Raw genomic sequence first — 10,847 nt, 5'->3', positions numbered from 1 at the left:
CCCCCCCGGCCCCCCACCCGGCCCGAGCCCGACCAGGACTAGACCGGCGCCCGCCCCCCGCCCCCCCGCCGGGGGCGCGGGGGGCCCCCCCCCCCCCCCACACGGGCGCGCGCGAAAAGGCGTGGCCCCCGGCCCCCGCCCCCCCCTAGGCTCCTGGCCGCCCGCACCCCCACCGCCGACGCCCCGTCACGAGGAGCCCCATGGCCACCAGCGCGAAGATGCACGCCGACGAGACCGACACCGACGCCCCGCTCGTCCGCGCGCTGATCCGCGCCCAGTTCCCCCGGTGGGCCGGCCTCCCCGTCACCAGGATGGCCTCCGCCGGGACGGACAACGCCGTGTACCGCCTCGGCGACGGCATGGCGGTGCGACTGCCACGGATCCCGGGCGCGGCCGCCGACGTCGCCAAGGAGCACCGCTGGCTGCCGCACCTCGCGCCGCACCTGCCCCTGGAGGTCCCCGAGCCGCTGGGCCGGGGCGTCCCCGGCGAGGGCTTCCCGTACCCCTGGTCGGTCTACCGCTGGCTGGAGGGCGAGGACCTCTTCGACGCACCCGTCACGGACCTGCACGCGGCCGCCGTCGGACTCGGCCGCTTCGTCGCGGCCCTGCGCGGCGTCGACGCCGCCGGCGCGCCGGTGTCCTTCCGCGGCGGCCCGGTCGCCACCCGCGACGAGGGCGTCCGCGCCGCCATCCGCGACCTCGGCGCGGACGGGACGCACGACGCGGACACCGCGACGGCCCTCTGGGAGGAGACCCTCCGGCTCCCGCAGTGGCAGGGCGCCCCCGTCTGGCTGCACGGGGACCTGCTGCCGGGCAACCTGCTGGCCCGGGACGGCCGGCTGCGGGCCGTCATCGACTTCGGCGGGGCGGGCGCCGGAGACCCCGCCTGCGACACGATGGCCGCCTGGACCCTCCTGACGGCCGACACCCGTGACGCGTTCCGCGAGGCGGCCGGGGCGGACGGGGCCACCTGGGCCCGCGGCCGGGGCTGGGCCCTCTGCTTCGGCCTCACCGCCGAGCACCACTACCGCGAGACCAATCCGGTCCTCGCCGCCGTCGCCCACCGCACCACGGTGGAAGTGCTCGCCGAATTCCGCCGCACCGGCTGATCGGCGGCCTAGTAGCGCTGGCCGCCGTTCTCCGTGTCGAACGTGTAGAAGCGGTGGTGGTCGAGCAGGTCGGCCGGGGTCACGTTGTTCCACGGGCTCAGCACGGACCGCAGGTCCACCACGTTCGCCGTCCGGTTGGCGGGCAGGTAGCCCGACTTCGGGTTCTTCGCCTGCCACTCGGCCCACAGCTTGTCGATGAAGGCGTGGTGCAGCCAGAACACCGGGTCGTTGGGGGAGGCGGCGGAGGTCATCTGGCCGCCGACCCACACGTGCACCCGGTTGTGCAGGTTGACGCCCCGCCAGCCCTCCAGGGCGTTGCGGAAGCCGCCCGAGGCGCTGTTCCAGGGGGCGGTGTCGTACACGGGTATGGCGATCACGGAGTCGACGTCCGCCCGCGTCGGCAGCTGCGGGGTCCCGGAGCCGAGGCCGCGCCGCAGGTAGGAGCGGCGGTCCACGCCCACCGACAGGACCCACTTGCCGCCCTGTGAGCCGAAGGGGCCGTCGATCACCTGGCCGTCGCGGCCCCGCCGGGTGCCGCCCATGAAGTCCGACGCCCACAGCGAGGAGTTGGCCGTACGGTCCTGCGTCCAGTCCCAGTAGGGGAGCGACACGTTCCGGTCAATCCGCTGGAGCGCCGACTCGAAGTCCAGCAGGAACCTGCGGTGCCAGGGCAGGAAGGACGGGGAGCGGTGGCCTATCCGGTCGCCGAAGTCGGAGTCGTTGAGCAGGTACCAGTTGTGGGCGTTGACGTACCGGTCGTAGATGCCGGTCCGCTTCAGTTCGAGCACCGCGTTGACGAAGGCGCGCTTCTCGTCCGGCGTGAGGGTGGCCTGGTTCTTGCGGACGGTCACAGCTTGGCCTCCTTGGCGACGAACGGGACGAGGTCGGCGCCCTGGAGCTCGCGGACGGCGGCCCGTGCGGCCGAGATCGGGTCCGGGAAGGTCTCGTAGTGGTTGACGACGGTGACCCAGCTGCCGTCGGCGTTCGGCATGACGTGCAGGTCGTTGCCGTCGATCTTGACGACGGGCATCGCCATGCCGTGGTGGCCGCCCGGGCCCACGGTGATCTGGATGCGGTGGCCCTGGTAGGTCTCGTCGATGGTGCCGGTGGGCAGGGAGACGGGCGCTCCGGACGGACCCGCCGCCCCCGGCGCGCCGGAGGCGCCGGCCGCCGGAGCGGGGGTCGACTTGGACGAGCAGGCGGCCAGTCCGATGGCCGCGGCCACGCCGGAGCCGAGCCCCAGCGCCTGTCGGCGAGTGATCATGTTCATGGCTTGAATAGGTATCAGAAGACTTCGAACACCCGATCGGTGGCCCGTGCATCCACCGCCCGCCTCCGGGCGCGGGTCTGGCAGGGGCCGGCCGTGCCGACCGTAATCTTATGTGGTCATGACAGCGTGTTCCGGCCAGTGTGCCTCCGGTCCTCCGGTGTGTCGCTCAGGACTGGCGGCTCCAGCGCTGCGAGGCGTCGCCGTCGCAGGAGGCCGTCGTCAGCCCGCTGCCGAAGGCCAGGTCCAGGCAGGCGCCGGCCGAGTCGCGCAGCGTCCCGCCTGACCCCGACCGCCACAGCCGGCCGATGTCCTGGGCGCAGTCGCCCACGAAGACGGCCTGGTTGGGGCCGTTGGAGTACAGGCACTGGCCGCTCTGCTCGTTGACCAGCTTGAAGCTGCCGTCCGGCCGGGAGCGGACGGCCCAGCGGGCGGAGGCGTCCGCGCAGTCGCCGGAGTCCGAGGCGCCGAAGACCTGGGTGATGCACTCGCCGTTGTTCCCGTTGCGGTAGCGCCCGGCCCCGGAGGAGGGCGGCCGGGGCGCCGTCGTCGTGGCCCCGCCCCCGCCGGACGGGTTCGCCCCTCCCGCCCCTCCGGCTCCGCCCGCCCCGTTCGCCGTACCGGGGCCGGTTCCCGTCCCCGGTACCGGGCCGTTCCCGCCGCCGCCCTGGGGCGCTCCCGCCGTGCCCTGCCCCGCGCCCGCGGCGGCCTGGCCGCCCTGCCCCGCGCCGCCCGGGGACGGCTCACCCGGCTGCGGCGCACCCGACGGGGAGGCGCCCGGGGCGGACGGGCCCGCCGAAGCGGGGACGGGCGCCGACGGGCCGCCCGGCGGCGGGGTGGAGGCCGGCCCGGCCCCCCGGGGCGGGGCCCCCGTCTGCGCCCCCGCCTCCGCCTTCGTCTGCGGCGAGGAGCCGAACGGCAGGTTCTGGATGGCGAGCGTCGTCCCGCTCGCGACCACCACCACGGGAACAACGGCCAGGAGCACCCGGGCGCGCCGTCCGCGCCCGGCCGGTTCGGCCCGCTGCCCATCGCCCGGCGTCCCCGCCTCCGACTCCGCCTCCGGCTGCCCGCCGCCCTTCCCGCCCAGCGGGAGCGTCGGTACGTCGATCTCCTGCACCCGCTCCGCGAAGGCCGCCCGCTCCGACAGCCGCGCCGTGACGGCCTCCGGCCACGGCGGACCCCCGTCCGAGACGTGCTCGGAGGCCCGTTCGACCAGTTCGGCGGCGCCGGGCCGGTCCGCGGGATCCTTGGCGAGGCAGGCGCCGACCAGCTCGGCGAGCTCCTCGTCCAGCTCCCGCAGCGGCTCCAGGCCGGGCTCCTCGTGCACGATGCGGTACAGCACCCCGTGCCCGGACTCCTCGCCGAACGGCGGCCGCCCGCAGGCGGCGTACGCCAGCACCGACCCCAGCGCGAACACGTCGGTGGCCCCGCTCAGGCCCCGCGTCCCCGAGGCCTGCTCGGGCGCCATGTACGCGGGCGTGCCCACCACCATCCCCGTGCGGGTGAGCCGGCTCTGCTCGGCCGCCCGGGCGACCCCGAAGTCGATGAGGGTGAGCCCGTCGAGGGTCAGCATCACGTTGGACGGCTTGAGGTCGCGGTGCACCATGTCCAGCGCGTGCACCGGCGCCAGGCCCGCCGCCGCCTCCCGCAGCAGCCGCCACAGCGACCGCGCGGGCAGCGGACCGCCGTGCACGTCGAGGGCCTCGCGGAGGGTGAGCCCGGGTACGTAGGCGGTGGCCAACCACGGGGGCCGCGCGGTGCGGTCGCTGGCCAGCAGCGGCGCGGTGGCCTCGGCGGGCAGCCGGGCGAGGTTGTCCAGCTCGTGCCCGAACCGCCGTACGAAGTCCTCGTCCTCGCCGACGACGGAGGCCAGCAGCTGCTTGACCGCTACGTACCGGCCCTGCCGGACGCCGAGGAACACCCGGCCCATGCCGCCCGCCCCGAGCCGCCCGGCCAGCGCGATCTCCCCGATCCGGCGCGGATCGTCCGCCTCCAGCGGCTCGGCCCCGCTCCCGTCCAGCTCCACCACGTCAGCCCCAATGGGTTCGGGATCACTTTCCCGGAAAGCTACCCGACGCCCCTCGGCCGCGACAGCCGCTCCCGCGTCTCCTCCCGCCCCGCGCACGGCAGTTCGCCCCGCGCCGGGGGCGCGCACCCGCCGGTACGGGTAAGCGCGCCGGTGCCGGGGACCTGACCGGTGACAGCCCGCCCCGCCCCGACCGCCGCCCGCCCGACCGGGAGCCCCGCCATGCGCTGCCACCGCCCGCGCACCCTGCGCGCCGCCCTCCTCCTGCTGCTCGCCCCGGCCCTCCCGGCGGCCCCCGCCCACGCCGCCGCGGCGGGACCGCCCCTGCGCGTGGTCACCTACAACATCTGCGGCAACATGTGCGCCGCCGCCCCGTACGACGACGCCAGGCGCCTCGACAGCGTCGTCGCCCAGGCGTCGGCCACCGGCTGGAACGCCGACCGGCTGTTCCTCCAGGAGGTGTGCGAGCCGCAGTACGACGAGATCCTCGCCCGGCTGGCGCCGCTGGGCTTCCAGGGCCACTACGGCGCCACCCTCTCCGGCCTTCCCGAGGTCTGCGGCGGCCACCCCTACGGGAACGCCGTCCTGGTCAGGGGAGCGGTGAGCGCCACGGCCGACCTGGACCTGACCGTCGGCGGCGAGTCCGAGCCGATCCGGGTGCCGTGCGTGCGCACCGTCCTGTCCGGCACCGCCGACTGGTCCTGCTCCGTGCACCTCTACTGGGACGACGGCACCCGCGCCGCCCCCGAGGCGAGGAGGCTCGCCGCCCAGGCCGGGGCCTGGCGGGACCAGGGCCTGTCCGTCCTGCTGGCCGGGGACTTCAACCACTCGCCCCGCACCGCCACCACGGAGCCCTTCTACTCCGGCGGCTTCGTCGAGGCCGACGGCGCGAACACCCCCACCTTCGGCGAGAAGAAGATCGACTACGTGTTCTCCGGCCATCCGGACCTCACCTGGCGCCAGGCCGAGGTCCTCCCGCTCGACCCGGCCGTCTCCGACCACCGGATGCTGCGCGCCGTCGGCGACAGGTGACGAAGGGGCCGGCGCGGGCCCGGCCGGGCCGGCGGGCGCGCCGCCTCAGGCGGCCTTCGACGCCTCCTCGGGGTGGCGCCCCAGCTCCCGCTCGGTGCGCCGCAGCACGATCGAGTCGGCGATCTCCCCGCTGCGCACGGCGATGTTCGACAGCAGGGACGACGACAGGCCGTGGCTGTGCTCGGTGCCGCCCTGGAGGTAGACCCCGCAGGTCAGGCCCGACGTGGCGACGAGACGGTAGTCGCGTTCCACCCGGTGCCGGCCCGCCGCGTCGCGCTGGAAGTGCCGGTCGAAGTCGTCGCCGAGCAGCCGGGCCGGGTCCAGGCCGTCGTACCCGCTGGCGAACACCAGCGCGTCGACGGCGAGTTCCTTCGTCGTGTCGTCGAGCAGCGAGCGCAGGACCACCCGCGCCCCGCTCCCGGAGCTCTCGACCGCGTCGACCCGGGTGAGGTTGCGGAAGCGCAGCCGCTCGGTGCCGCGCACCTGCTCGTCGTACGAGCGCTGGTACAGGGAGCGGATGACGTCGGCGTCGACCACCGAGTAGTTGGTGTTGCGGTGGTAGCGCCAGAACGCGTCCCGCGCGCCCTCGGCGGCGAAGTAGTACTCGTCGACCGTGTCGGGGTCGAACACCTGGTTGGCGAAGGGGGTGTCGTCGGCCACGGAGTAGCCGTAGGACGGGATGACCGCGCAGACCTCCGCGTGCGGCAGCGAGTCGTACAGGAACCGGGTGACCTCGGCCGCGCTCTGGCCGGCGCCGACCACCGCGACGCGCCGCAGTCCGTTCGGGTCGAGGGCGTTGAACCTGGTGAGGAACTCCGAGCTGTGCCACACCCGCTCGCCGGCCGTCACGCCCTGCGGCATGCGCGGCACCAGCCCCGTCGAGACGACCACGTTGCGGGCGGTGACCACGCTGACGGCGCCGTCGCCGGAGCGCACCTCCACCTCCAGCAGATCGGGCGCCGCGGCCCCGGAGCCGGTGACGGGGCGGATGGAGGTGACCTCGGCGCCGTAGGTGACCTGGTCGCTCAGGCCGGCCGCCGCCCATTCCAGGTACTGGTGGAATTCCTGGCGGGTCGGGATGAAGCTCTGGTTGTTCACGAACTGCACCAGCCGGTTCGAGGCGTGCAGGTACGAGACGAAACTGAACCGGGACATCGGGTTCCTGAAGGTGGCCAGGTCCTTGAGGAACGAGATCTGCATCGTCGTCGACGGCAGCAGCATGTTCCGGTGCCAGCCGAACGTGGGCTGCCGCTCGAAGAAATGGGACCTGACCGGATGGTCCGGAGCGCTCGCCCCGTGCTCCTTCAAGGCGATCGCGAGCGACATGTTCGACGGGCCGAACCCGATGCCGACGACGTCGTGGATCTCTTGGTCGCGCCTGCCCGTTATGCCCATAGGAAATTCTCCCCCTTGCGTCTGGAAAACTCGGCCGGTGGCCCGAGAGACCGTTCTGAAGTGTTGCCCGGAGCGGGCGCCAGGGCAACTCGAAAACGGCACGAAGACCGTTCGAGGACTTATCCGGATGCCCTGGACCGGAAATCGTTGTCCCGCCGACGGGACGGCGGTACGGTCGGCGGGATTTCACAACCCAATTGCCGAAAGGGTGAATCCCGGTGTTCGTGCCCAGCTTTTACCGTGAACCGGACAGTTCGTGGATGGTGGACCTGATCCGCGGAAATCCCATGGCGCTCGCGGTGGCCAACGGCAGCCCCGAGGACGGTCCGTACGCCACGCACCTGCCGGTCATCTTCGACCCCGGGGCCCCGCTGGACGAGGCCGCCGAGCTGGCCGGGGCCACACTGCTCGGCCACATGAACCGGGCCAATCCGCACTGGACGGCCCTGGAGACGGGCGGCGTCCTGCTGCTGACGTTCACCGGTCCGCACTCCTACGTGTCGCCGACGGTGTACGGGAAGACGCCGGCGGCTCCGACCTGGAACTTCACCTCGGTGCACGTCCGGGGCGTGGTGGAGAAGATCGAATCGATCGAGGAGACGCTGGAGGTGGTGCAGTCCACCGTGAGCGCCTTCGAGGGGGCGTTCGGCACCGGCTGGGACATGACCGGATCGCTCGACTACTTCAGGAAGATCGTCCCCGACGTGGGGGCCTTCCGGTTCACGGTGACCGGGGCCGAGGGCATGTTCAAGCTCAGCCAGGAGCAGCCGGACGAGGTGCGCGACCGGGTGCGCGAGTCGTTCGGGCGGAGCGCGTGCACCTACCGGCGCGAGACCGCCGGGCTGATGGGCCGACTGCCCTGACGGGCCGGAAGGCCGCCGCGCGGCGGTGGACCCTCAGGCGCTGACGGCCTCCTTGTGCCCCTCCCGCCCGGCGAGCTCCTCCAGGGCACTCGCGGCGGCGCTGTCCAGCGTGGTCATCACCCACTGCTCGAAGTCGACGCCCAGCTGCTCCGCGGCCTTGTGCCACCACTGGACGCGGCTGCCGGGAACCTCCAGGCGGCGGCTCGGCTCGATGGCCGGCCGGGCCGGCTGCCCGCCCTGGCGCGCGGCGCGCAGGGCCCCGCGCAGCTGCTTGGTGGTCCAGCGCCCCTGCTCGGCGCGGTCGAGCCACAGCTCCTGGTCCCCGGCGGGCATGGAGGCCAGCTCCGCGTGGTGCTGGAAACTCAGGGCGGGCCGCCGCCGGGGGAGGTCGAAACGTCTGGAGACCCAGGCGTAGTTGCGCAGCGTCTGGTACGAGAGACCGGCTGCGCGGATTCCGCGCTGGTAGCGGTCGGTGTAGTGGTCCTTGCCGTACTTGAGCCAGTCACCCAGCCACCAGCACGAGGAGTCGAGGACGCCGACGAGCTGGTGCCCGGCCCGTTCCCACTCGTCGTAGGCCATTCCCGCCGGCATCTGCAGGCCCACCTTGGTCGTCAGTACCCGGTCCCTGCGCGGCGCGGGTCCCGCGGGGTGCGGCTGCCGGGACGGGGGCTGCGGGAGAGCGGTTGCCGGGCTGCCATGCGACGCCGCGGTGTGACCGGCCTGACGTGCCATCGTGCCTCCAGGAGAAGGGGCGTACACAACCGGCGAGAACTGTTGCGGGACGGGCTGGAGCTTTGCCGGAGCAGCGTTCGAACGGCAGCGCGCCGCCGGGTGCCGGGGGTTGTCCCGTCGACGGGACGGCCCCCGCCGCAATTCCCGGCTCCTGCCGCCGGATTCCGGCCCGCCGGGGATCTGTATTCGGCCGTCCGGGACGGTGGAAAGAACCAACAGGCAGGTATTTTTTTGCCCACATGATTTTCCGGAGAGGGGTATGACGATGCGGAAAAGACCGAGAGCCGGGGTGGTCGCGCTGGCGGCGGTGGCGCTCATGGCCACCGCCTTCACGGGCCCGGCGGGGGCCGCCGGGGAGACGGGCCCCGCGCCGGCCGGCCACCAGGCCACGCAGCGCGCGATCGAGGCGGCGGTCGCGGCGGGCGTCCCCGGCGTCGCCGCCGAGGCGCGGGACGACAGCGGGGTGTGGAAGTCGGCGGCGGGCGTGGCCGACCGGACGACGGGCGCGGCACGCACCAAGAACGACCGGTTCCGCGTCGGCGGGATCACCAACACCTTCGTGGCGACGGTCCTCCTCCAGATGGAGGCGGAAGGCAGGATCGGCCTCGACGACCCCGTGGACCGCCACCTGCCCGGGCTGGTGGCCGGCAACGGCAACGACGGCCGCGCGATCACGGTCCGCCAGCTCCTCAACCACACGAGCGGCCTCTTCGACTTCCTCGCCGACCCGGAGTACGCCGGGACGTACCTGACCGGCGACGGCTTCCTGCGGCACCGCTACGACACCCTGACGCCCGAGCAGCGCGTGAAGGTGGCCCTGTCCCACGAGCCGCCGTTCCGCCCCGGCGTCCGGCACTGGTACTCCAACACCAACGACGTCCTGGCCGCGATGGTCCTGGAGCGGGTCGCCGGCCGGCCCTACGAGGACGAGGTGCGCAGGCGCATCATCGAGCCCCTGGAGCTCAGGGCCACCTCCCTGCCGGGCACCGGCACCCGCCTGCCCCAGCCGAGCGGCCGCGCCTACTCCAGGCTCTTCGCCGACCGGCCCGAGCGGATCGACGACGTCACCGAGACGAACGGCTCGCAGAGCTGGGGCAACGGCGACATCATCTCCAGCACGGCCGACCTGAACCGGTTCTACGGGGCCCTCATGCGCGGGAAGCTGCTCCCGCCGCGGCAGCTCGCGGAGATGAAGACGACCGTCGACAACCCCGACTGGCCGGGCGCCTCCTACGGACTCGGCATCGAACGGCTCACCCTGGGCTGCGGCACCGTCCTCTGGTACCACGACGGGGGCGCCGTGGGGTGGATCTCCCTGGCCGCCTTCACCGAGGACGCCCGCCACCAGCTCACGTTCAACTACAACGCCAACTGGGGCGCCGAGACCATCCTCCCCCTCGTCAACGCCGAGTACTGCCCGCCAACGCGTTGAACCGGCACAGCAGCCGGTTCTGCTCCTGCTGGAGCCGCTCGATGTGGCGCTGGAGTCGGGCGATCTCCTCGAACAGGGGCAGCGCCGCCCCGCCGGCCGCCGCGTCCGCCCCCGTGCGCACCGCGCCGGCCGGCGACGGGACGCCCGGCGACGGGACGGCCGGGAGGGCGGTGACGGCCGTGGCGAGGGCCGGGTCGTGCTGGAGGATCGCCTGCATCAGGCCCCGCAGCGCGGGCCCCGGCTCCACACCGAGTTCGTGCACCATCCGGTTGCGCGCCCGCTCGTACACGCCGAGTGCCTCCGCCTGCCGGCCGCAGCGGTAGAAGGCGACCATCAGCAGGTCGTAGAACCGCTCCCGCAGCGGGTTGTCCGTGGTGAGCACCATCAGCTCCCCGGTGATCTCGCCGTGCCGCCCGGTGCGCAGGTACGCCTCGTACATCATCTCCAGCGCGGTCAGGCGGTGCTCCTCCAACTGCGCCGCCCGGCCCGCGCAGATGTCGCCGAGCACGCTCCCCTCCAGCGCCGGGCCGCGCCACAGCGCCAGGGCCCGGCGCAGCAGCTCACCGGCCCGCCCCGGGTCCTCGTGCAGGACCCGCCGGGCCGTGTCGGTGAGCTGCTGGAAGCAGGCGGCGTCCGTTTCGGCGGGCGCGGGCCGCAGGCTGTAGCCGCACGAGGTGGTCGTGATCCACGGCTGCCGCTCCCGGCGCCGCGTCTCCCCGCCGCCCTGCGGCCCGGCCAGCAGCCGGCGCAGCCGGGCCACCTGGACCTGGAGCGCGTTCGCCGCGTTGGCGGGCGGCCGCTCCCCCCACAGCTCGTCGATGAGCTGCTGCACCGAGACGTGGTGCCCGGCCTTCACCACCAGCGCCCCCAGCAGCGCGCGCTGCTTGGCACCGGTGGGAAGGAGGTGCAGGCCGGCCTGTTCGTCGCGGGCCTCCACCAGACCCAGGATGCGGAACTGCATGTCTTCTCCTCGCACGGGCCGGCGACGCGG

The 10,847-nt window shown here is 73.9% G+C and carries 10 protein-coding genes; 4 read left to right on the top strand and 6 right to left on the bottom strand.

Annotation, left to right across the window (positions count from 1 at the left end; all coding sequences use genetic code 11):
• The first annotated feature begins 200 nt into the window (after nt 1–200).
• Nucleotides 201–1,109 carry an aminoglycoside phosphotransferase family protein gene (locus tag WDV06_RS17460; RefSeq protein WP_395510678.1) on the top strand — a complete coding sequence of 303 codons (909 nt, stop codon included), beginning with the start codon at nt 201–203 and terminating at the stop codon, nt 1,107–1,109.
• An 8-nt stretch (nt 1,110–1,117) separates the two neighbouring features.
• On the opposite strand, the gene melC2 is transcribed toward WDV06_RS17460, so the two are convergent.
• From melC2 to WDV06_RS17445, 3 genes are all read right to left on the bottom strand, one after another.
• Complete coding sequence (melC2, locus tag WDV06_RS17455) at nt 1,118–1,960, bottom strand: tyrosinase MelC2 (RefSeq protein ID WP_395510677.1); 843 nt, start codon at nt 1,958–1,960, stop codon at nt 1,118–1,120.
• The gene (gene melC1 / locus WDV06_RS17450; RefSeq protein ID WP_395510676.1) at nt 1,957–2,379 is read right to left on the bottom strand and encodes an apotyrosinase chaperone MelC1; all 423 of its coding nucleotides are present in this window, start codon (nt 2,377–2,379) and stop codon (nt 1,957–1,959) included. Before melC1 ends, melC2 begins: the two co-directional genes overlap by 4 nt.
• Nucleotides 2,380–2,545: 166 nt before the next feature.
• Entirely contained in the window at nt 2,546–4,405 is a 1,860-nt protein-coding gene (locus WDV06_RS17445; RefSeq protein WP_395510675.1) for a serine/threonine-protein kinase, read from the bottom strand.
• Nucleotides 4,406–4,624: 219 nt separating this feature from the next.
• On the opposite strand from WDV06_RS17445, the gene WDV06_RS17440 reads away from it, so the two are divergent.
• Nucleotides 4,625–5,434: an endonuclease/exonuclease/phosphatase family protein gene (locus WDV06_RS17440; RefSeq protein ID WP_395510674.1), complete on the top strand. Its 810-nt coding sequence runs from the start codon at nt 4,625–4,627 to the stop codon at nt 5,432–5,434.
• Nucleotides 5,435–5,479: 45 nt separating this feature from the next.
• On the opposite strand, the gene WDV06_RS17435 is transcribed toward WDV06_RS17440, so the two are convergent.
• Nucleotides 5,480–6,829: a lysine N(6)-hydroxylase/L-ornithine N(5)-oxygenase family protein gene (locus tag WDV06_RS17435; RefSeq protein ID WP_395510673.1), complete on the bottom strand. Its 1,350-nt coding sequence runs from the start codon at nt 6,827–6,829 to the stop codon at nt 5,480–5,482.
• 218 nt (nt 6,830–7,047) lie between these two features.
• On the opposite strand from WDV06_RS17435, the gene WDV06_RS17430 reads away from it, so the two are divergent.
• Nucleotides 7,048–7,692 (top strand): FMN-binding negative transcriptional regulator, encoded by a 645-nt coding sequence (locus WDV06_RS17430; RefSeq protein ID WP_395510672.1) that lies wholly within the window; start codon nt 7,048–7,050, stop codon nt 7,690–7,692.
• A gap of 33 nt (nt 7,693–7,725) precedes the next feature.
• On the opposite strand, the gene WDV06_RS17425 is transcribed toward WDV06_RS17430, so the two are convergent.
• A complete protein-coding gene (locus WDV06_RS17425; protein WP_395510671.1) occupies nt 7,726–8,424 on the bottom strand; it encodes an LmbU family transcriptional regulator in 699 nt (232 codons plus the stop codon).
• A 265-nt stretch (nt 8,425–8,689) separates the two neighbouring features.
• Between WDV06_RS17425 and WDV06_RS17420 the strand changes: the two genes are divergently transcribed.
• Nucleotides 8,690–9,856, top strand: a complete 1,167-nt coding sequence (locus WDV06_RS17420) for a serine hydrolase domain-containing protein (protein ID WP_395510670.1) — start codon at nt 8,690–8,692, stop codon at nt 9,854–9,856.
• Here WDV06_RS17420 and WDV06_RS17415 read toward each other — a convergent pair.
• Nucleotides 9,825–10,817: an AfsR/SARP family transcriptional regulator gene (locus WDV06_RS17415; RefSeq protein WP_395510669.1), complete on the bottom strand. Its 993-nt coding sequence runs from the start codon at nt 10,815–10,817 to the stop codon at nt 9,825–9,827. The two genes, WDV06_RS17420 and WDV06_RS17415, sit on opposite strands and share 32 nt — an antisense overlap.
• Between the last annotated feature and the right edge of the window lie 30 nt (nt 10,818–10,847).

Source organism: Streptomyces racemochromogenes, from assembly GCF_044129415.1.
Classification (GTDB): Bacteria; Actinomycetota; Actinomycetes; order Streptomycetales; family Streptomycetaceae; genus Streptomyces; species Streptomyces racemochromogenes_A.
The sequence above is the reverse complement of the archived record's forward strand: the minus strand, read 5'-3'. Positions and strand labels throughout refer to the sequence as shown.

What these genes read in the sequence shown, in the direction of transcription:
- WDV06_RS17440 (WP_395510674.1), top strand. Translation starts at nt 4,625, where the DNA reads ATGCGCTGCCACCGCCCGCGCACCCTGCGCGCCGCCCTCCTCCTGCTG.
- melC1 (WP_395510676.1), bottom strand. Translation starts at nt 2,379, where the DNA reads ATGAACATGATCACTCGCCGACAGGCGCTGGGGCTCGGCTCCGGCGTG.
- WDV06_RS17420 (WP_395510670.1), top strand. Translation starts at nt 8,690, where the DNA reads ATGCGGAAAAGACCGAGAGCCGGGGTGGTCGCGCTGGCGGCGGTGGCG.
- WDV06_RS17460 (WP_395510678.1), top strand. Translation starts at nt 201, where the DNA reads ATGGCCACCAGCGCGAAGATGCACGCCGACGAGACCGACACCGACGCC.
- WDV06_RS17415 (WP_395510669.1), bottom strand. Translation starts at nt 10,817, where the DNA reads ATGCAGTTCCGCATCCTGGGTCTGGTGGAGGCCCGCGACGAACAGGCC.
- WDV06_RS17435 (WP_395510673.1), bottom strand. Translation starts at nt 6,829, where the DNA reads ATGGGCATAACGGGCAGGCGCGACCAAGAGATCCACGACGTCGTCGGC.
- WDV06_RS17425 (WP_395510671.1), bottom strand. Translation starts at nt 8,424, where the DNA reads ATGGCACGTCAGGCCGGTCACACCGCGGCGTCGCATGGCAGCCCGGCA.